At 67.9% G+C, this 19,111-nt stretch carries 19 protein-coding genes; 14 read left to right on the forward strand and 5 right to left on the reverse strand.

Translation table 11 applies throughout. The features are described 5' to 3' along the window. The first annotated feature begins 109 nt into the window (after window positions 1-109). From J2X21_RS20230 to J2X21_RS20260, 7 genes are all read left to right on the forward strand, one after another. Entirely contained in the window at window positions 110-1,078 is a 969-nt protein-coding gene (locus J2X21_RS20230) for a class I SAM-dependent methyltransferase (protein WP_310331603.1), read from the forward strand. A 138-nt stretch (window positions 1,079-1,216) separates the two neighbouring features. Further along, a complete protein-coding gene (coxB, locus tag J2X21_RS20235; RefSeq protein ID WP_310331605.1) occupies window positions 1,217-2,401 on the forward strand; it encodes a cytochrome c oxidase subunit II in 1,185 nt (394 codons plus the stop codon). 30 nt (window positions 2,402-2,431) lie between these two features. Continuing rightward, window positions 2,432-4,081, forward strand: a complete 1,650-nt coding sequence (gene ctaD / locus J2X21_RS20240) for a cytochrome c oxidase subunit I (protein WP_310331607.1) — start codon at window positions 2,432-2,434, stop codon at window positions 4,079-4,081. Window positions 4,082-4,086: 5 nt separating this feature from the next. Continuing rightward, complete coding sequence (locus tag J2X21_RS20245; RefSeq protein ID WP_310331609.1) at window positions 4,087-4,197, forward strand: cytochrome oxidase small assembly protein; 111 nt, start codon at window positions 4,087-4,089, stop codon at window positions 4,195-4,197. Between the two features lie 83 nt (window positions 4,198-4,280). Further along, complete coding sequence (locus J2X21_RS20250) at window positions 4,281-4,877, forward strand: cytochrome c oxidase assembly protein (protein ID WP_310331610.1); 597 nt, start codon at window positions 4,281-4,283, stop codon at window positions 4,875-4,877. Between the two features lie 29 nt (window positions 4,878-4,906). After that, window positions 4,907-5,116, forward strand: a complete 210-nt coding sequence (locus tag J2X21_RS20255) for a DUF2970 domain-containing protein (RefSeq protein ID WP_310331612.1) — start codon at window positions 4,907-4,909, stop codon at window positions 5,114-5,116. Window positions 5,117-5,158: 42 nt separating this feature from the next. Next, a complete protein-coding gene (locus J2X21_RS20260; RefSeq protein ID WP_310331614.1) occupies window positions 5,159-6,043 on the forward strand; it encodes a cytochrome c oxidase subunit 3 in 885 nt (294 codons plus the stop codon). Window positions 6,044-6,109: 66 nt separating this feature from the next. On the opposite strand, the gene J2X21_RS20265 is transcribed toward J2X21_RS20260, so the two are convergent. After that, entirely contained in the window at window positions 6,110-6,328 is a 219-nt protein-coding gene (locus J2X21_RS20265; RefSeq protein ID WP_310331616.1) for a DUF2909 domain-containing protein, read from the reverse strand. Between the two features lie 30 nt (window positions 6,329-6,358). On the opposite strand from J2X21_RS20265, the gene J2X21_RS20270 reads away from it, so the two are divergent. From J2X21_RS20270 to J2X21_RS20300, 7 genes are all read left to right on the forward strand, one after another. After that, a complete protein-coding gene (locus J2X21_RS20270) occupies window positions 6,359-7,063 on the forward strand; it encodes an SURF1 family protein (protein WP_310331618.1) in 705 nt (234 codons plus the stop codon). A gap of 4 nt (window positions 7,064-7,067) precedes the next feature. Further along, entirely contained in the window at window positions 7,068-7,709 is a 642-nt protein-coding gene (locus J2X21_RS20275; RefSeq protein ID WP_310331620.1) for an SCO family protein, read from the forward strand. Then, window positions 7,706-8,788: a COX15/CtaA family protein gene (locus tag J2X21_RS20280; RefSeq protein WP_310331622.1), complete on the forward strand. Its 1,083-nt coding sequence runs from the start codon at window positions 7,706-7,708 to the stop codon at window positions 8,786-8,788. The genes J2X21_RS20275 and J2X21_RS20280 overlap by 4 nt, the downstream gene beginning before the upstream one ends. A gap of 2 nt (window positions 8,789-8,790) precedes the next feature. Then, the gene (gene cyoE, locus J2X21_RS20285) at window positions 8,791-9,696 is read left to right on the forward strand and encodes a heme o synthase (protein WP_310331623.1); all 906 of its coding nucleotides are present in this window, start codon (window positions 8,791-8,793) and stop codon (window positions 9,694-9,696) included. Next, the gene (locus J2X21_RS20290; RefSeq protein WP_310331625.1) at window positions 9,693-10,301 is read left to right on the forward strand and encodes an SCO family protein; all 609 of its coding nucleotides are present in this window, start codon (window positions 9,693-9,695) and stop codon (window positions 10,299-10,301) included. The genes cyoE and J2X21_RS20290 overlap by 4 nt, the downstream gene beginning before the upstream one ends. A 2-nt stretch (window positions 10,302-10,303) precedes the next feature. Beyond that, window positions 10,304-10,807, forward strand: a complete 504-nt coding sequence (locus J2X21_RS20295) for an OmpH/Skp family outer membrane protein (RefSeq protein ID WP_310331627.1) — start codon at window positions 10,304-10,306, stop codon at window positions 10,805-10,807. A gap of 266 nt (window positions 10,808-11,073) precedes the next feature. Further along, a complete protein-coding gene (locus J2X21_RS20300; RefSeq protein ID WP_310331629.1) occupies window positions 11,074-11,577 on the forward strand; it encodes an FxDxF family PEP-CTERM protein in 504 nt (167 codons plus the stop codon). A gap of 182 nt (window positions 11,578-11,759) precedes the next feature. Here the strand turns inward: J2X21_RS20300 and rpoH are convergent, their stop codons facing one another. The 4 genes from rpoH to J2X21_RS20320 form a co-directional block, all read right to left on the reverse strand. Continuing rightward, on the reverse strand, window positions 11,760-12,677 hold the full coding sequence (gene rpoH / locus J2X21_RS20305) for an RNA polymerase sigma factor RpoH (protein WP_310331631.1): 918 nt from the start codon (window positions 12,675-12,677) through the stop codon (window positions 11,760-11,762). Window positions 12,678-12,823: 146 nt separating this feature from the next. Further along, window positions 12,824-13,324, reverse strand: coding sequence for a chemotaxis protein CheW (locus J2X21_RS20310; RefSeq protein ID WP_310331633.1), 501 nt, complete (start codon window positions 13,322-13,324; stop codon window positions 12,824-12,826). 31 nt (window positions 13,325-13,355) lie between these two features. Beyond that, window positions 13,356-16,523, reverse strand: coding sequence for a PAS domain S-box protein (locus J2X21_RS20315; RefSeq protein ID WP_310331635.1), 3,168 nt, complete (start codon window positions 16,521-16,523; stop codon window positions 13,356-13,358). Then, window positions 16,520-19,087 (reverse strand): ABC transporter permease, encoded by a 2,568-nt coding sequence (locus J2X21_RS20320; RefSeq protein ID WP_310331637.1) that lies wholly within the window; start codon window positions 19,085-19,087, stop codon window positions 16,520-16,522. The genes J2X21_RS20315 and J2X21_RS20320 overlap by 4 nt, the downstream gene beginning before the upstream one ends. Window positions 19,088-19,111 lie beyond the last annotated feature (24 nt).

Below are 19,111 nucleotides of genomic sequence, written 5' to 3' on the forward strand. Positions count from 1 at the left end.
CGGCAGATCGCGCATTGGCCCGCGCAACGCATCAACACCTTGCCAATCAGCGGGGCCTTGTGTGCGGCTGGAGAGTGCTCAGGCATCGGCTCAATATACTGACCGGCCCATGAGCGAGACGGCGTCGGCCCCTACTTCAAACAAGGGGCCGCGGCCCCAGGATCTCGATCCGGTCGCGCTGCGCCGGCAGTCGGCCCGGTTGGCCCGGGCCGAGCAGCCGCCCTGGCTGAACGCCGAAGCGGCACAGCGCATGGCCGAGCGGCTGCCCTTCATCAAACTGCAGCCGGCGCGGGTGCTGGACGTGTCACCGGTGCTGGGTGCCAGCGCCGACCTGTTGCGCCAGGCCTATCCTGATGCCGAGATGCTGTGGCATGAAGACGACGCCGAGTTGGCCGCGCGCGCCGACCGCGACCGGGCGCCTGGCTGGTGGGGCCGGCTGACGGGCGCTTCGTCGGGGCGGGTTCAGGTCTTGCCGGCGCGGCCCGAGGTCCAGTTGCTGTGGTCCAACATGGCCTTGCATGCCCAGGCCGATCTGCCGGCGCTGCTGGCGCGCTGGCAGGACAGCCTGGCCGTGGGCGGCTTCGTCATGTTCTCCTGCCTGGGGCCGGACAGCTTTGTCGAGCTGCGGCCGCTGTACGCCCAGCAGGGCTGGGGCCGGCCGGCGCCGGACTGGTGGGACATGCACGACATCGGCGACCTGGTGCTGAAGGCCGGCTTTGCCGACCCGGTCATGGACCAGCAGCGCCTGACGCTTACCTGGGCCAGCCCCGAGCGCCTGCTGGCCGACCTGCGGGCGCTGGGTGGCAATGTGGCGCCGGCGCGCTTTCCTGGGTTGCGTGGTCGCCGCTGGCACCAGCGATTGCTGGAGCAACTGCAAGGCTTGCGCGATCGCGAAGGCCGTCTGACGCTGACGGTGGAGCTGGTTTTCGGCCATGCATTCAAGGCCGCGCCCAGGCTGACCGTGGCATCGGAAACCCATGTTTCGGTCGATGCAATGCGTGCCTCGCTGCGCCAGGGGCGTCGAGGGAGTGAAAACGCGGACTTGCGCTCGGGCACTGCCCCTGGGGCTGTGGGCTAAAATCCCGTGTTGCCATCAGGGTCGGGTGTAAACCCGGTCCGATCCACTGCGCCTCCGATGCCCGAGTGGCAGACCGCCGGCAACAGACAGCCGGTGGCGGCGGCAAGCGCCGATCTTCGAAAAATACCAGTGACAACCATGACGATGATGAACGCACGAGCGCACTGCGCCTCCCGCGGTTGGGCCAAGGCGGCCCTGGCGGCGACGGCGGCCCTGGCCGCGGGTTCGGCCCTCGCGGTGAACGACCTCAAGGGCGGCCCGGGCGTCAATCAGCTGAATCTGCACGAGCCGGTGACGCGCATCGCGGCCGACCAGATGTGGTTGCACAACTTCATGCTGATCGTCTGCCTCGTCATCTTCGTGGCGGTGTTCGGCGTGATGTTCTATTCGATCTTCAAGCACCGTAAGTCCAAGGGCGCGGTGTCGGCCAACTTCCACGAGAGCGTGGCCGTCGAGATCGCCTGGACCGTGGTGCCGCTGCTGATCGTCATCGGCATGGCGCTGCCGGCCACCAAGGTCGTCGTCGCGATGAAGGACACGACCAACGCCGACGTGACCATCAAGGCCACGGGCTACCAGTGGAAGTGGGGCTATGACTACCTGAAGGGCGAGGGCGAGGGCATCGGCTTCCTGGCCACGCTTGACGCCGCGCAGCGCGAGTCCTCCGACTCCGGCACGCCCGAGAAGGTCGACAACTACCTGCTGAAGGTGGACAACCCGCTGGTGGTGCCGGTCGACAAGAAGATCCGCATCATCACGACCGCCAACGACGTCATCCACGCCTGGATGGTGCCGGCCTTCGGCGTGAAGCAGGATGCCATCCCCGGCTTCGTGCGTGACACCTGGTTCAAGGCCGAGAAGATCGGTGACTTCTACGGCCAGTGCGCCGAGCTGTGCGGCAAGGAACACGCCTACATGCCCATCCACGTGAAGGTGGTGTCCGCCGAGGACTACACCAAGTGGGTTGAAGGCAAGAAGAAGGAAATGGCCGCCAAGGCCGACGATCCGACCAAGGTCTGGGAACTGGCGGCACTGGTGGCGCGTGGCGAGAAGGTCTACGCCGCCAACTGCGCGGTCTGCCACAAGGCCGACGGCACCGGCGCCGGCCCGATCAAGGCGCTGGACAAGTCGCCCATCGTGCTGGACACCGACCACACCAAGCAGATCAAGGTGCTGCTCAATGGCGTGCCGCCCGGCATGCCGTCCTGGAAGCAGCTCAGCGATACCGACCTGGCTGCCGTTGCCACCTACACGAAGAACGCCTGGTCCAACAAGACCGACCAAATCGTCCAGCCGGCCGAAATCGTGGCCGCTCGCAAGTAATCGACCGAACGCCGAATCAGAGGAAATCACATGAGTGCAGTTCTGCCCCCCCACGGCGCGGTCGGTGGTCACGATGACCACGCACACGACGATCACCACGACCACCATGCACCCCACGGCTGGCGCCGCTGGGTGTTCGCCACCAACCACAAGGACATCGGCACGCTGTACCTGCTGTTCAGCTTCACGATGCTGATGGTCGGCGGCATCCTGGCGCTGTGCATCCGCGCCGAGCTGTTCGAGCCCGGCCTGCAGTTCTTCAACCCCGAGCTGTTCAACCAGTTCACGACCATGCACGGTCTGATCATGGTGTTCGGCGCCATCATGCCGGCCTTCGTGGGCTTCGCGAACTGGATGATTCCGCTGCAGATCGGCGCCAGCGACATGGCCTTCGCGCGGATGAACAACTTCAGCTTCTGGCTGATGATCCCGGCCGCCATCATGCTGGTGGGCAGCTTCTTCATGCCCGGCGGCGCCCCCGCCGCGGGCTGGACGCTCTACGCACCGCTGACGCTGCAGATGGGCCCGTCCATGGACGCCGGCATCTTCGCGATGCACATCCTCGGCGCCTCGTCCATCATGGGCTCGATCAACATCATCGTGACCATCCTCAACATGCGCGCCCCCGGCATGACGCTGATGAAGATGCCGATGTTCGCGTGGACCTGGTTGATCACGGCCTACCTGCTGATCGCCGTCATGCCCGTGCTGGCCGGCGCCATCACGATGACGCTGACGGACCGCCACTTCGGCACCGCCTTCTTCAACCCGGCAGGCGGCGGCGACCCGGTCATGTACCAGCACATCTTCTGGTTCTTCGGTCACCCCGAGGTCTACATCATGATCTTGCCGGCCTTCGGCATCGTCAGCCAGATCGTGCCGGCCTTCGCCCGCAAGCGCCTGTTCGGCTATGCATCGATGGTGTACGCCACGGCCTCCATCGCCATCCTGTCGTTCATCGTGTGGGCCCACCACATGTTCGCGACCGGCATGCCCGTGACCGGCCAGCTGTTCTTCATGTACGCGACCATGCTGATCGCCGTGCCCACGGGCGTGAAGATCTTCAACTGGCTGGCGACGATGTGGCGCGGCTCGATGACCTTCGAGACGCCCATGCTGTTCGCGGTCGGCTTCATCTTCGTGTTCACGATGGGCGGCTTCACCGGCCTGATCCTCGCGATGGCGCCGGTCGACATCCAGCTGCAGGACACCTACTACGTCGTGGCCCACTTCCACTATGTGCTGGTGGCTGGCTCGCTGTACGCGCTGTTCGCTGGCGTCTACTACTGGGGCCCGAAATGGACCGGTGTCATGTACTCCGAGACGCGCGGCAAGATCCACTTCTGGGGCTCGCTGATCTTCTTCAATATCACGTTCTTCCCGATGCACTTCCTGGGTCTGGCCGGCATGCCGCGTCGCTATGCCGACTACCCGATGCAGTTCACCGACTTCAACATGATCGCCTCGGTGGGTGCGTTCGGCTTCGGTCTGATGCAGGTGTACTTCTTCCTGTTCATCGTCGTGCCGATGATGCGCGGCAAGGGCGAGAAGGCTCCGCAGAAGCCGTGGGAAGCCGCTGAAGGCCTGGAATGGGAAGTGCCGTCGCCGGCGCCGTTCCACACCTTCGAAGAGCCGCCCAAGCTGAATGCTTCGGCCACCAAGATCGTTCACGGTCATTGAGCGGCATGACACCTGAGCAGCGCAAGAGCAACCGCCGGCTGGGCTTGATCCTGCTGACGATCGCTCTCGCCTTCGGCGGCGGCTTCGTCGCCAAGATCGTGCTGCTGAGCCACTGATATGACGCAGCCCCCACGTTCGCTCCGCTCTCTGCCCCCCGAGGGTGCGCGTCAGCGCCTTCGGGCGGCCGGGCGGCACTGACATGCGCTTTTCCGCGCTGCACCGCGACAACCGCCAACTGCTGCTGAAGCTGGTGGTGGTGGTCGTCTTGATGCTGGGCTTCGGCTATGCATTGGTGCCGCTGTACAAGCACATCTGCGAGGCGCTTGGCATCAACGTGCTGTCGCTGTCCGAGCGTCAGACCGCGGCCGCCAAGAGCAATGTCAGCGGCAACGGGCAGGTCGACTACAGCCGCGAGATCACCGTTGAGTTCGACACCAACGCGCGCGGCCCCTGGGACTTCAAGCCGGCGGTGCGCCACATGACGGTGCACCCGGGCGAGCTCAGCCAGGTCATGTACGAGTTCCGCAACAAGCAGGACCGCACGATGGCGGCGCAGGCGATTCCGAGCTATGCGCCCATGCAGGCCAGCGCGCATTTCAACAAGCTGGAATGCTTCTGCTTCAACGAGTACACGTTGAAGCCGGGCGAAACCAAGCAGTGGCCGGTCGTGTTCGTCATCGACCCCAAGCTGCCCAAGGATGTGAAGACCATCACCCTGTCCTACACCTTCTTCGAGGTGGCGGGCAAGGGCGTGGTCAAGGTCGGCCAGGCGCCGACGGCCGGAGCCGCGCTGTGAGCGAGGCAGGTCGTGATCTGAAGGAGGCCGTGCAGCGCAAGGCTTCGTTTGGTCAGACCATTTCGGCCGTCGCCTGGAGTTTTTTTGGCGTGCGCCGGAGCAAGGATCATGAGAACGACATGTCCAAGCTCAACCCGGTGCACGTGATCATCGCGGGCGTGCTGGGCGCGGCCGTGTTTGTGTTGATGTTGCTGCTGTTGGTCCGTTGGGTCATCGGCAGCGGCGTGGCCAGCGCCTGATGCGGGCCGCGGCAAGAGATTAGAGAGAACGAGGAGAGCGACATGTCGGCAGCGACAACACCGGGCAAGACGCCGTACTACTTCGTGCCGGGGCCTTCGCGCCATCCGGTGATGGCCGCCATCGGCCTGTTCTTCGTCATCCTTGGCGCCGGCCAGTGGATCAACGGCCACCAGTGGGGCGCCTACTCGCTGGTCTTCGGCCTGCTGTGGTGGGCCTTCGTGCTGAAGCAGTGGTTCGGCGACGCCATCCGCGAGAGCGAGGGCGGCCTCTACAGCGACCGCATCGACGTCTCCTTCCGCTGGAGCATGGGCTGGTTCATCTTCTCGGAGGTGATGTTCTTCGCCGCTTTCTTCGGTGCGCTGTACTGGGCCCGCGTCTACTCGGTGCCCTCGCTGGGCAGCCTGGAGAACTCGCTGCTGTGGCCTGACTTCAAGGCCATCTGGCCCAGCACCGCCGCCGGCTACACCGCCGCGCCGGGTGGCACCGTGGAAGCCTTCAGCACCATCGGCCCCTGGCCGCTGCCCACGGTCAACACCGCGCTGCTGCTGACCTCGGGCGTCACGCTGACCATCGCCCACCACGCGCTGATCGCCGGCAACCGCAGCAAGACCATTGCCTTCATGTGGCTGACCGTGCTGCTGGGCGTGATCTTCCTGTTCGTGCAGGGCTTCGAATACGCCCACGCCTACAAGGACCTGAACCTCAAGCTCAGCTCTGGTGTGTTCGGCTCGACCTTCTTCATGCTGACCGGCTTCCACGGCTTCCACGTGTTCGTCGGCATGCTGATGCTGCTGTTCATCACGCTGCGCCTGCACAAGGGCCACTTCACGGCCGACCGCCACTTCGGGTTCGAAGGCGCGGCCTGGTACTGGCACTTCGTCGACGTGGTCTGGCTGGGCCTGTACGTCGTCGTCTACTGGATGTAAGCGGCGACGGCCGCAAAAAGCAAAGCCCCGCGATGCGGGGCTTTTTTCTGGGGCTGACGGGTCAGCTCAGCGCTTGAGCGGCAGACCGGTGGGTTCTATCCAGCCCATCCACCAGCAGAACAGGATGATGAGGAACAGCGCCACCGACACGCCCACGCGCACGGCCAGTGCACGGGCCATGTTGGGGCCGCGTTTGTCGCTGCGGCCATTGCGCAGCATGAAGAAGCCGGCGGCCGCCAGCGCGCCGAGGATGCCGATGAAGGCGATCAGAAACACGAATTTCATGGCTGCGGATTATCGGCCTGAGGGGCCGCGATGACGGCGCGACGCTGGCTGGTGCTGCTGGCCGCCGTGCTGGCCGCGGCGCTTACGGCGCGATTGGGTTTCTGGCAGCTGGACCGTGCGGCGCAGAAGCTCGCGCTGCAGGCCGCCATCGATGGCCAGGCCCACAAGCCCGCGCTCGGCAACGCCGATCTGGCCGGTGCAGACTTGCACCGCCGCGTGGAACTGCGCGGCACCTGGGTGCCCGAGCGCACCGTGTGGCTGGACAACCGGCCCATGGACGGCCGGGCCGGCTTCTACGTCGTCACGCCACTGCGCCTGGCGGGCCGCGCCGACGCCATCCTGGTGCAGCGCGGCTGGGCGCCGCGCCATGCCGCCGACCGCACCCAACTGCCGCCACTGGCCACGCCGGCCGGTGAGGTTGATGTGCAGGGGCGACTCGCGGCGTCACCCTCGCGGCTGTATGACCTGGGCGCCGGGCAGGCAGGAGCGATCCGGCAGAATCTGGACCCGGCCGCGTTCGCGCAGGAAACCGGCCTGGCGCTGTTGCCCATGACGGTCGTGCAGACCGCCGCCGGCAGTGATGACGCTCTGCTCCGCAACTGGCCGGCGCCTGATTTCGGCCTGCACAAGCATTACGGCTATGCCTTCCAATGGTTCGCGCTCTGCGCGCTGATCCTCATCCTCTATGTCTGGTTCCAACTCGTCCGCCCCCGGCTCCGCGGCCGCCCCTCCTGAGCCGTTGAGCTTCGCGGTCCACAGCCTGCCCGACCCGCGCAGCGCGGGCGCTCAGCGCATGGGGCGCTTGAAGATGCTGATGGTGCTGGCCATGTGCGCCGCGCCGGTCATCGTCTCGTACTTCACCTTCTACGTCGTCAAGCCGCGCGGCTCGGCCTATGGCGAGCTGGTGTCGCCGGTCGACATGCCGGCCGACCTGCCGCTCACCGATCTGCAAGGCCAGCTGGTGACCCCGGCTTCCCTGCGCGGGCAGTGGCTGCTGGCCGTGGTACAGCCGGCCGCCTGTGCCGAAGCCTGCGAGCGCCAGCTCTATGTGCAGCGTCAGCTGCGCGAGATGCTGGGCAAGGAGCGCGCGCGCGTCGACAAGCTCTGGCTGGTGCCGGACGGCGCCGCCATCCGCCCCGAGGTGCTGGCCGCTGTCACGCAGAAGGGCGTCGAGGCGACCGTGCTGCGCGTGCCCCAGGACCGGCTGGAGGCCTGGCTGAAGCCGGCTCCCGGCAAGACGCTGGGCGAGCACTTCTACGTCATCGATCCCATGGGCCGCTGGATGCTGCGTGCGCCGGGCGAGCCGGAGCCGACCAAGTTGAAGGCCGACCTCGTGCGACTGCTCAAGAGCAGCGCCTTCTGGGATCCGGCTGGCCGATGATCGACACCCTCGTCCCGCTGGGTCAGGTGGCTGCCATCGGTGGCGTCGTCGCCGTGGGTCCGCTGCTGTGGTGGCATCGCCGCTCGCGCGCGAGCACGCCCGCTGGCCGGCTGCGCGCGCTGACGCTGCTGACGCTGTTCCTCACCTTCGATCTCATCGTGTTCGGCGCATTCACGCGCCTCACCGATTCGGGCCTGGGCTGCCCCGACTGGCCGGGCTGCTATGCGTCCGCCAGCCCGCTGGGCGCGCGCGACCACATCGAGGCCGCGCAGACCGCCATGCCCACCGGCCCGGTCACGCATGGCAAGGCCTGGGTGGAGATGATCCATCGCTACCTGGCCAGCGGCGTGGGCCTGCTCATCCTGGTCATGATGGCCCTGAGCTGGCGGCTGCCGCGCGGCGCCGGCGCACCATCACCCTGGCTGCCCACGCTGACCTTCGTGTGGGTCTGCGTGCAGGGCGCGTTCGGCGCGCTGACGGTCACTATGAAGCTGTTCCCGGCCATCGTCACGCTGCACCTGCTGTTCGGCCTGGGCCTGCTGATGCTGCTGGCCTGGCAGCACGAGGCCTATGAGCCGAGGCCCATCGCAGCGCCCGGGCGACTGCGCCTGGCGGTGCTCGCCGTGCTGGCGCTCGCGCTGCTGCAGGTCGCGCTGGGCGGCTGGGTCAGCACCAACTATGCGGTGCTGGCCTGCGACGAGTTCCCCACCTGCCACGGCGGCCAGTGGTGGCCGCACATGGACTTCGCCCAGGGCTTTCAGCTGTGGCGCGAGCTGGGCCAGCGTGCCGGCGGCGGCTGGCTGGGCTTCGAGGCCCTGGCCGCCATCCACATGGCACACCGCATTGGCGCGGCTGTCGTGCTCAGCGCGATGCTCGCGCTGGCCTGGGCCCTGCATCGGCCCGCGCCGGGCTGGTACAAGGCGCTGCTGGGCGTGGCCCTGTGGCAGCTCGTGTCCGGCCTGTCCAACGTCGTGCTGGACTGGCCCATCGTCGCGGCCCTGGGCCACAGCGCCGGCGCGGCCGTGCTGATGGGTCTGCTCACCACCTTGTTCGCGCGCCTGAAGGCGCAACAATCCTGATCATGGCTTCCACGTCCACCGCCAGCGCCCTCGTGCACAGCCCGCGCTGGCAGCAGTTCTACCAACTCACCAAGCCGCGCGTCGTCCAGCTCATCGTGTTCTGCGCTGCCATCGGCATGGCGCTGGCCGTGCCGGGGCTGCCCGATCTGCAGCAGGCGGTGACCATGCTGGCCGGCATCGCAGGGATCTGGCTGGTTGCCGGCGCCGCTGCCGCCTTCAACTGCCTCATCGAGGACGGCATCGACGCGCGCATGAAGCGCACTGCCTGGCGCGCCACCGCCAAGGGCGAGTTGAGCCGCCCGCAGACGCTGACCTTCTCCATCCTGCTGTGCGCTGCCGGCATGGCGCTGTTGGCCTTCTACGTGAACCTGCTGACGATGTGGCTGACCTTCGCCACCTTCGTCGGCTACGCGGTCGTCTACACGGTCATCCTGAAGCCCATGACGCCGCAAAACATCGTCATCGGCGGCGCCTCGGGCGCCATGCCGCCGGTGCTGGGCTGGGCGGCGATGCGTGGTGAGGTGGGCTTCGAGGCCTGGCTGCTGTGCCTCATCATCTTCCTGTGGACGCCGCCGCATTTCTGGGCGCTGGCGCTGTATCGCGCCGAGGACTACGCGCGCGCGGGTCTGCCCATGCTGCCGGTAACGCATGGCAACGACTACACGCGGCTGCAGATCGTGCTCTACACCTGGGTGCTGTTCGCGGCCACGCTGCTGCCCTTCCTGACCGGCATGAGCGGCTGGTTCTACCTGGTCAGCGCCGTGGCGCTGGGCCTGGGCTTCTGCGCCTATGGCCTGCGGCTGTGGCGCGGCTATTCCGAGGCGCTGGCGCGGCGGACCTTCTGGTTCTCGATCTGGCACCTGTCGCTGCTGTTCGCGGCGCTTCTCATCGACCACTATTTGCCATGAGCACACGCCGATTCGCCCTGGCCGCACTGGCCGCGCTGACGCTGGCCGGATGCCAGAAGGCGTCGCCTGACAAGCCCGCCTTCAAGGGCATAGACCTGACCGGCGCCGAATACGCCCGGCAACTGAACCTGACCGACCAGGACGGCCGTGCGCGCTCGCTGGCGGACTTCAAGGGCAAGGTGCTGGTCGTGTTCTTCGGCTTCACGCAGTGCCCCGACGTCTGCCCCACGACAATGGCCGAGGTCGCCGAAGTGAAGCGCAGCCTCGGCGCGGACGGCGACAAGGTTCAGGGCATCTTCGTCACCGTCGATCCCGAGCGTGACACGGCCACGTTGCTGAAGGCCTATTTGGGCAGCTTCGATCCCAGCTTTGTGGGCCTGCGCGGCAGCGTCGAGCAGACCCAGGCCACGGCCAAGGAGTTCAAGGTCTTCTTCGCCAAGGTGCCGGGCAAGACCCCCGAGAGCTACACGATGGACCACACGGCCGCCAGCTTCGTCTTCGACACCGAAGGCCGGGTGCGCGTCTACTCCCGCTATGGTGCCGGCGCCGAGCCGCTGGCCCACGACATCAAGCTGCTGCTGGCCGAAGCCAAGAAAACACCCTGAACATGAAACGAGCATTCGCCATCGCCGCCTTCGGCGTGCAGGCCGTCCTGACACCCGCGTCGGCTCAGCCCCTGAAGATCGGTCTCGTCGACGTGCAGCAGGTGCTGCAGGAGTCGGCGCCGTCCAAGGCCGCCGGCGCGCGGCTGGAGCGCGAGTTCGGCGGCCGCAGCCGCGAGTTGGTGCGCCTGGAGGCGCGCCTGCGCGAGGACACCGACAAGCTGGAGAAGGAATCGCCCACGATTTCGGAAACCGACAGGAATCGGCGCACCCGTGAGCTGACCAACCAGAAGCGCGAACTGGAGCGCAAGGCGCGCGAGTTCCAGGAAGACGCCGAGCGTCGCCAGCAGGAAGAGCAGCGAGTGGTCAAGGAGCGCTTCGAGAAGGCCGTCAAGAAGATCTTCGACGCCGACAAGTACGACCTGATCCTGCAGGACAACTCGCAGCTGCACAGCTCTGCGGTCGACATCACGAAGAAGGTGCTCGACGCAATGGCTGCGCAGAAGTGACAGCGCGCATTCCGGGGGGCTTGCATCCAGATGCCTTTGCCGCCAGACGGTCGAGCATCAAGAGACCAGACCACCAGTTTGCAATGCTGTGCGGACTTTGCTGCAAATAGGTAAAAGACTTAGATTCTAGGGATGTCGATAGTCCTTACAGATGACCCGCCGCCGTCTGAGAGAAGCGTCTATAAGTCATTGCCCTTAAAGGGTTTTGCCCGATGGCATGGAAACTGCTAGAACTCTGACGTTAACTTTTTCACGAAGGAGTCCCTGTGAAACTGAAGTCTCTCGTTGCGGCCACGCTTGCGGTCGCTGCAGTCTCCGGCGCGCACGCCGCTGACGCTGACTGGGGTGTTCATCCCGCTGCTCCCGTTCTGACGGGCGCCTGGAACCCCGCCGGTTCTTTCCTCGACACGTTCTCGTTCTCGCTTGGCTCTGCAGCCACGGTCACGAGCAGCGTCCTGTCGTTCGGCAACACGGTGGGTGGCAGCTATGGCCTGTGGTCCTTCGGTTCCGACAACACGTTCGGCACCGCCGATGACGAGTCTCTCGGTGTGTGGACGCTGAGCACGCTGCCCGGCCCCGCGACGAACCACGTGCTGGACCTGGATGCTGGCAGCTACTACTACACGGTGGGTGGCCGCGCGCTTGCTGGCGGTTCTGCCTACGCGCTGTCGTCCAGCGTTGCTGCGGTGCCGGAACCCGAGACCTACGCGCTGCTGGCCGCCGGCCTGGGCATCGTGGCTTTCGTCGCGCGCCGTCGTCGCGACTACTGATCCCATCGGGGGCCCGCGGCCCCAGACTGCGTGCGGTACATAGCCCGTACGCCAAACAAGAGGCGCCTAGGCGCCTCTTTTTGCTGCCACCGGCACCTGCCCTCCCGAAAGCAGAACACCCTGGCGACCGCAGTCGCCAGGGTGTTTTTCCTTGCATCTCTCGCCGGAGCGAGAGATGGGAATCAGGCAGCCTCGGTCAGCGCCTTCTTCATCTTCTTCATCGCCGCGACCTCGATCTGGCGAATGCGCTCGGCCGACACGCCGTACTCGGCGGCCAGCTCATGCAGCGTCATGCCGCCCGACGCGTCGTCGTTCACCTTCAGCCAGCGCTCCTCCACGATGCGGCGGCTGCGCGGATCCAGCACCTCGAGCGCGCGCTGGATGCCGTCGCCGGCCAGCGCGTCGCGAGAACGGGCCTCGATGACACGGGTCGGCTCGTGGCTGTCGTCGGCCAGGTAGGCGATGGGGGCGAAGCTCTCGCCCTCGTCGTCGGTCTGCGGCTCCAGGGCCACATCACCACCCGACAGGCGGGTCTCCATCTCCAGCACTTCCTCGCGCTTCACGTTCAGCTCGCGGGCCACATGGGCCACCTCCGCCTCGCTGAGCGTGTTGCGGTGCGTCTGGCCGTCGGCCTGGTCGGCCTTCAGCTGATGCTTCATGGAGCGCAGGTTGAAGAACAGCTTGCGCTGGGCCTTGGTCGTCGCGACCTTGACCATGCGCCAGTTCTTCAGGATGTACTCGTGGATCTCCGCCTTGATCCAGTGCATGGCATAGCTCACCAGGCGCACGCCCTGGTCGGGGTCAAAGCGCTTGACGGCCTTCATCAGACCGACGTTGCCTTCCTGGATCAGGTCACCCTGCGGCAGGCCGTAGCCGACGTACTGGCGCGAGATGGACACGACCAAACGCAGGTGCGACAGCACCATGCGACCGGCGGCTTCCAGGTCGCCGTTCTCGCGCAACTTGCGGGCAGCGGAGGATTCCTCCTCGGCCGTCAGCAGCGGCAGGCGATTCACGGCCGAGATGTAGGCGTCCAGGTTGCCCAGCGAGGGCACCAGGGCCCAGGGGTCGCGAACTGCAAGGGCAGAAGAAGCAGACATCGTCTCTATTCCTTCAAACCCGCGGCGCGGAATGCCGCGGTGACAGGAATATTAGCACTCCGAACCATCGAGTGCTAAATCCGCGGGGGCTTCTGCTGGAATGCACTATTGATGCGGCTGCAACAGTTGGCGGCCGCTAACTTGCGTCAATCGACCAGGCCGAAATCCGGGCTTTTGATCATGGCCTCGATGTCGAGCAGGATCAACATGCGGTCGCCGATCTTGCCCAGGCCGGTGATGAAGCGGGCGTCCATGGCGGCCGGCACCTCAGGACGGGGCTTGATTTCCTCTGCGCTCAGCGCCAGCACGTCGGACACCGAGTCCACGACGATGCCTACGACACGGCCGGCCACGTTGAGCACGATGACGACGGTGAACGCGTTGTACTCGCTGGGTTGGCCCAGGCGGATGCGCAGGTCCAGGATGGGGACGATGACGCCGCGCAAATTGACGACGCCCTTCACGAACATCGGCGCGTTGGCGACGCGGGTGGGCGCTTCGTAGGAGCGGATTTCCTGCACGCGCAGGATGTCCAGGCCGTATTCCTCCTCGCCGATGCGGAAGGTCAGGAACTGGCGGTCGTCCGTGCGGGCGACGGTCTGGACGGCTTGTGCGCCGCTGGCGGGAACGAGGTCGGTGGAGCTCATCGGACGCTGCACTGAGAAACGGGATAGGCTTTCATTCTGCCCGCTCCGACGGCGCCGTCGGTGTCAACAATTCATCGACCAGCGCCAGCAACTCGCGCACGTCCAGCGGCTTGGTCAGGTAGTGCTGGGCGCCAGCAGCCTGGGCCAGCGCGATCTGCTCGGGTTGCGCGTTGGCGGACACGACGATGACCGGCGGCGGCTTGGTGCCCAGGTCGCGCAGGTGGCGCAGCAGCACCAGCCCGTCTCCGTCGGGCAGTTGCCAGTCCAGCAGCAGCAGGGCGGGCAGCCGGTCGCTGAGCGCCTGCATGCCCTCGGCGGCGGTCGTCGCGATCTCCAGCTCCAGACCGGGGCGCTGGTCCAGGATGCCGCGCATGACCTCCACATTCAGCGGGTTGTCCTCCACGTAGAGTACGTGGCGGTGCGGGCTGGCGCGCGGCATGTCCAGTTCGCCCGGCATGGTTTCGTGAGGCGCCAGCGGCTGCGCACCGGCGGCCGGCAGTCGCAGCACGAAGCGCGCCCCCTGGCCTTTCACAGCCTCGGCCCGCAGGCCGCCGCCCATCATCTCGGCCAGGCGCTGGCTGATGACCAGGCCGATGCCGGTGCCCGGCAGGCCGCTGTGCTCCCGTCCCAGCCGGTTGAAGGGCTGGAACAGCGCCGCGCGCTGCTCGTCCGTCAGGCCCAGGCCGGTGTCGCTGACCGCGATCTCTATCCAGCCAGGCTCGGGGCTGTGTGACTCGATGTCCACGCTGCCGCCGACCCGGTTGTACTTGACGGCGTTGCTGAGCAGGTTGGTCAGGATCTGCGTGATGCGCGTCGCGTCGCCCATGACGCTCAAGGCTTCGGGATCGAGGCGTTGGGCGATGGACAGCCCCCGCTCGGTGGCGCTGTGCTGCACCAGCGACAGCGCACGGCCCAGCAGCGGCTGCAGCTCCAGCACGGCGCTTTCCAGCCGCAGCGAACCCGCCTCGATGCGCGACAGGTCCAGGATGTCGTTGATCATCTCCAGCAGATGCCAGCCCGCATGCGTGATCTGCCGCGTGCGGTCGCGCTGGCCGGGCTGCAGCGGCTCGGCCGCGTCCATCTGCATCAGCTGCGTGAAGCCCAGGATCGCGTTGAGTGGCGTGCGCAGCTCATGGCTCATGCGCGACAGGAACTCGTTCTTCGCGTGGTTGGCCGCCTCGGCGGCCTCGCGGGCGCGATCCAGCTCCTCCATGCGCAGTTGGTCGTTGATGTCCTCCACGACCCCCACCAGGCGGTACGGGCGGCCGTCGTTGTTGCGCAGCAGGCTGACCAGCACCCGCGCATGCGCGACGCTGCCGTCCTGGCGCACATAGCGCTTCAGGCGGCGGTAGAACGGGATCTCGCCACGTATCACGCGCCTGCCCTGGCGGATGTCCTCGCGGCGGTCGTCGGGGTGGGTCACGTCGATGGAACGCCGTCCGATCAGCTTCTCGGCCGGGTAGCCCACCAGGCTGCAAAAGCGCGCGTTGACTTCCTGGAAGCCGCCGTTGAGGTCGGTGAACGCGATGCCGATGGGCGCGGTCTCGAAGATGCTGCGAAAGCGCTGCTCGCTCTGGCGCAGCGCCTGTTCACCCTCGGCGCGATTGGCGATCTCGCGCTCCAGCGCGGCGGTGCGATCCCGCACCAGCGCCTCGACGTGCTGCGTGCGGCCCGACATCAGCAGCAGCAGCGCACCCACCATGGCCGTGGAGAGCAGGCCCACCAGCGCAAACGCCCAGCTGCGGCCCGCGGGCGCGATCTGGCTGGGCAGGTCGTAGACACGCACCTCCCAGGGCCGACCGCCGAAGTTCAGCGGCAGCCTCACGATGGGCAGCGTGGCGCCGCCCTCGGCGCGCTGCACGGCCTCACAGCCCAGCCGGCCGGCCAGGCGCTTGTGCGTTGCTTGCGGGTCCAGGTCGACCAGGCAGGCCGCCAGTTGCGGCGACCACTGCGCCGACAGGCGGGACAACAGCAGATCGGGCCGCAGCGTCGCGAAGGCTACGCGGTCGGCCGGGCCTGCGCCCAGGCGCACCGGCTGGTAGACGACCACGCCGATTGCGCCCTCCTTGTCCTGAGACAACTGGAAGCCGGCGGACGCGCTGGCCCGCCCGGTGGACAGCGCGCGCTCCACGGCGACGCGTGCACCCGGGATTGTGCGGATGTTGATGCCCAGCGCCGCCGCGTTGCGCGACATCGGCTCGATGAGCCGGATGACGATCATGTCCTCGTCGCCCAGCGGCCGCAGGTCGCCGGCGCGGGTGCGGTCGCGGGCCTGGTAGTCCGGCAGGCCATCGGCCACCGCCTCGGCGTTGAAACGGCCGAGGTCGTCGCGCGAGACACGGCGCGACATGCCCAGCGCCAACAGTGGACTGTCCTCCGTCAGGAAGCCCTGCGTCGCCCGTTCCCATTCGTCGCGCGTGGGCTGGGCCTTGATCTTCAGCAGGCCGTGAGCGCCTTCCAGCGCCAGCAGCGGCTCGCGCAACCGCCCGGCCAATGCCTGGGCGGCGCTGGTGGCGTCGCGTGTGAAGTCCGCGCGGTTGCGCTGGCGATCCCATTCCACCGTCGCCGCCACGCCCAGGCCCACCAGCAGCGTGGTCAGCAGCATGGGCAGGCCCACGCTGAAACGCCGCGTGGCCCACGCCGAGCGTGGATGGCCGATCAGCGCCAGCGTGATGGGCGTGGCGATCAGCACGCCCATCAGGTCGCCGGTCCACCAGACGATCCAGACCAGGTCCATCTGCGCCGTCTCGATGATGCCGGAGGCGCGCAGCAGCAACGTTGCGCAGCTGGGGCTCACGCAGCCAGCCAGCACCGCCGCGGCCAGATAACCCGCCACCTCGCGCGGCGATGCCAGCACCAGCGGCCGGCCGCACCAGCGCCGCATCAGCAGCGTGCCGACGGCCGCCTGTGCCGCCGCGCCGCAACCTATGCCCAGGGCCAGCGGCATGACGTCGGCGCGCATGTCGCTCAGCATCGTGGCCTGCACGACGAAGGAGCCCAGCGCGACGGCCGGCAGATAGCGCAGGCCGCCCACCAGCAGCACTGCCAGCCCCCAGCCGGCCGCGGGATAGATGGGCGCCACCTGGTAAGGCGGCAACACCATCAGCAGGCCCAGCCGGGCCAGCAGGTAATAGACGACCGTGATGCCCGCCGACAGCGCCAGGTAGCGGCCGATGTCACGGGCGGTCGGCGACGTCATTCGGCCTGCGCCTCCCGCAGCGTCTGCACCACCGGCCGCTGCAGCACGCCGCGCAGGCTCCACCAGCCGGCGCCCCAGGCCAGCAGCGCGCCGCAGACGGCGCTGACCAGCGGCACCCAGGGCTTGATCTGCCATTCGAACTCGAACACGAAGCGCGACAGCAGCGCCGCCAGCAGCAGCGCGACGCCGCCCGCCAGGAAGCCGGCCAGCGCACCCACGCCCAGCAACTCGGCGCGCTGCACCTGCGCCAGCAGCGATGACGGCGCGCCCAGAGCGCGCATCAGCCCGAACTCGCGCGTGCGCGCTTCGCGCGTGCTGCTGACCGCGGCGATCAGCACCACCAGCCCGGTCGCCAGCGTGAAGGCGAACAGGAACTGCACGGCCTGGATGACCTGATCCAGCACGCGCTGCACCTGGTTCAGTTGTGCCGACACGTCGATGACGGTGAGATTGGGGAAATTGCGGGCCAGCTCGCGGTCCAGCTTGCTCGCCGCCGGCGTGCGATAGGCGGCAATCTGCGTGGCCGGCAGTTCCGGCAGCTCGGCCTTCTCGAACAGCACGAAGAAGTTGACGCGCATGGACGACCAGTCCACCTTGCGCAGGCTGGTGATGCGGCCCTGCACGGACTGCCCCGCGATGTCGAAGGTCATCGTGTCGCCCAGCTTCAGGCCCAGCGTCTGCGCCAGGCCTTCCTCCACGCTGAGGCCCGTCTCGCCCGCGGCGGCCGAACCCCAACGCCCGCCCACCAGCTGGTTGTGGGTCGGCATGTCGGCGGTGTGGCTGAGGTTGAACTCGCGCTCGGTCAAGCGTTGCGCGCGGTCTTCGCTGAACTGCTTGCCTTGCACCGCTTCGCCGTTGAGGGCCGTCAGGCGGCCACGGATCATGGGATACCAGTCGTAGTTCTGCACGCCCGCGGCATCCAGCGTCTGCTTGAAGGCGGTGCCCTGGTCGGGCTGGATGTTGATGACGAAGCGGTCGGGTGCCGACGCCGGCGTGGCCTGGCGCCAGCTGGCGATGAGGTCGGTGCGCAGCAGCACCAGCAACGCCAGCGCCAGCAGCCCCACGGCCAACGACGACACCTGCATGACGGCAAAGCCCGGCCGCGCCGCGACCTGGCGCGTGGCTAGCAGCAGCCAGCGCGGCACGCCCGCGCCGCTGACGTTGGTCGGCACCACGCGGCGCAGCAGTTTCACGGCCACCCAGGCCAGCCCCGCGAACACCAGCACCGCGCCGGCGAACCCGGCCGCGGCGATGGCGCCCAGCACCATGTCGCCGGCCAGCACCACGAGGATGGCCGCCAGGCCCGCGACGCCCGCGCCCAGCACCAGCAGCGAGCCGGCCTTGGGTGCGCCCAGGTCGCGCCGGATCACGCGCAGCGGCGGCACCGCGGCCAGTTGCAGCACCGGCGGCAGGCCGAAGCCCAGCAGCAGCGACAGGCCGAGGCCCAGCCCCAGCAGCGCCGGCCAGACGCTGGGCGCCGGCAGCGTCACGTTGATGAGGCCAGCCAGCAGCGACACGAACACCTGGTGCAGCGCCAGGCCGCCCAGCACGCCCACCAGGCTGGCCGCCACGCCGGCGATCAGGAACTCCAGCCCGTAGGCCCACGCGATGCGGCGCTGCGGCTGACCCAGCACGCGCAGCATCGCGCAGGCGTCGAGATGCCGCGCCGCGAAGTCGCGCGCGGCCAACGCCACGGCCACCGCGGCCAGCAGCGCCGACAGCATGGCCACCAGCCGCAGGAAGCGCGCCGCGCGGTCCAGCGTCTGGCGCATCTCGGGGCGGCCGGCCTCCAGCGATTCCAGCCGCATGCCGCGCAGCTTGTCCTTCTCGATGACCTGCTCGGCGGCGCCCACGAAGCGCCGCACGGCGTCGGGCGACGCACCAGCGCCGGGCACGACGGCCAGGCGGTAGGTCAGGCGGCTGGCGGGCTGCACCAGCTTCGTGGCTTCGAGGTCGGCCTCGGTCAGCAGCACGCGCGGCGCGAAGTTGATGAAGCCGCCGCCGCGGTCGGGCTCGTTCTGAATGATGGCGGTCAGGCGCAGCGTGGCGTCGCCCAGCAGCAGCGGGTCGCCCAGCTTCAGGCCCAGCGCGTCGGCGACCGCCGGGTCGGCCCAGACCTCGCCCGCGGCCGGGGCGCCGGCGCGGCCTGGCAGGGCCTCGCGCAGCGTGATCTTGCCGCGCAGCGGATAGCCCGCGCTGACGGACTTGACCGCCACCAGCCGGCTTTCGCCGCCATGGGCGTCGTCGGCGCGCGCCATGCTGGGGAAGCTGGCGCTGCGCACCGTGGTCAGCTTGTGCTCGGCGGCCAGGTCCACGATGGCCTGCGGTGTGGGCTGGTCGCTGGCGACCACCGCGTCGCCGCCCAGCAACTGGGCCGCATCCCGGCGCAGGCCCTGGTCCAGCCGGTCGGACAGGAAGGCCACCGCGCACAGCGCCGCGACGGCCAGCGCGACGGCCAGCATCAGCAGCCGCAGTTCGCCGGCACGCCAGTCCCGCAGCAGTTGTCGCCAGGCGATGGCCAGCGTGGCGGGGGGACGTTGGGCGGCTACAGCAGAGGACGTCATGCGGCGACTGTAGCCGCGCATGCG

Source organism: Roseateles asaccharophilus (assembly GCF_031458115.1).
GTDB lineage: Bacteria > Pseudomonadota > Gammaproteobacteria > Burkholderiales > Burkholderiaceae_C > Pelomonas > Pelomonas asaccharophilus_A.

Excerpts from the sequence above, each read along its gene's own strand:
- J2X21_RS20230 (WP_310331603.1), top strand. The coding sequence starts at position 110 with ATGAGCGAGACGGCGTCGGCCCCTACTTCAAACAAGGGGCCGCGGCCC.
- coxB (WP_310331605.1), top strand. The coding sequence starts at position 1,217 with ATGACGATGATGAACGCACGAGCGCACTGCGCCTCCCGCGGTTGGGCC.
- ctaD (WP_310331607.1), top strand. The coding sequence starts at position 2,432 with ATGAGTGCAGTTCTGCCCCCCCACGGCGCGGTCGGTGGTCACGATGAC.
- J2X21_RS20245 (WP_310331609.1), top strand. The coding sequence starts at position 4,087 with ATGACACCTGAGCAGCGCAAGAGCAACCGCCGGCTGGGCTTGATCCTG.
- J2X21_RS20250 (WP_310331610.1), top strand. The coding sequence starts at position 4,281 with ATGCGCTTTTCCGCGCTGCACCGCGACAACCGCCAACTGCTGCTGAAG.
- J2X21_RS20260 (WP_310331614.1), top strand. The coding sequence starts at position 5,159 with ATGTCGGCAGCGACAACACCGGGCAAGACGCCGTACTACTTCGTGCCG.
- J2X21_RS20265 (WP_310331616.1), bottom strand. The coding sequence starts at position 6,328 with ATGAAATTCGTGTTTCTGATCGCCTTCATCGGCATCCTCGGCGCGCTG.
- J2X21_RS20270 (WP_310331618.1), top strand. The coding sequence starts at position 6,359 with ATGACGGCGCGACGCTGGCTGGTGCTGCTGGCCGCCGTGCTGGCCGCG.
- J2X21_RS20280 (WP_310331622.1), top strand. The coding sequence starts at position 7,706 with ATGATCGACACCCTCGTCCCGCTGGGTCAGGTGGCTGCCATCGGTGGC.
- cyoE (WP_310331623.1), top strand. The coding sequence starts at position 8,791 with ATGGCTTCCACGTCCACCGCCAGCGCCCTCGTGCACAGCCCGCGCTGG.
- J2X21_RS20290 (WP_310331625.1), top strand. The coding sequence starts at position 9,693 with ATGAGCACACGCCGATTCGCCCTGGCCGCACTGGCCGCGCTGACGCTG.
- J2X21_RS20295 (WP_310331627.1), top strand. The coding sequence starts at position 10,304 with ATGAAACGAGCATTCGCCATCGCCGCCTTCGGCGTGCAGGCCGTCCTG.
- rpoH (WP_310331631.1), bottom strand. The coding sequence starts at position 12,677 with ATGTCTGCTTCTTCTGCCCTTGCAGTTCGCGACCCCTGGGCCCTGGTG.
- J2X21_RS20310 (WP_310331633.1), bottom strand. The coding sequence starts at position 13,324 with ATGAGCTCCACCGACCTCGTTCCCGCCAGCGGCGCACAAGCCGTCCAG.
- J2X21_RS20315 (WP_310331635.1), bottom strand. The coding sequence starts at position 16,523 with ATGACGTCGCCGACCGCCCGTGACATCGGCCGCTACCTGGCGCTGTCG.
- J2X21_RS20320 (WP_310331637.1), bottom strand. The coding sequence starts at position 19,087 with ATGACGTCCTCTGCTGTAGCCGCCCAACGTCCCCCCGCCACGCTGGCC.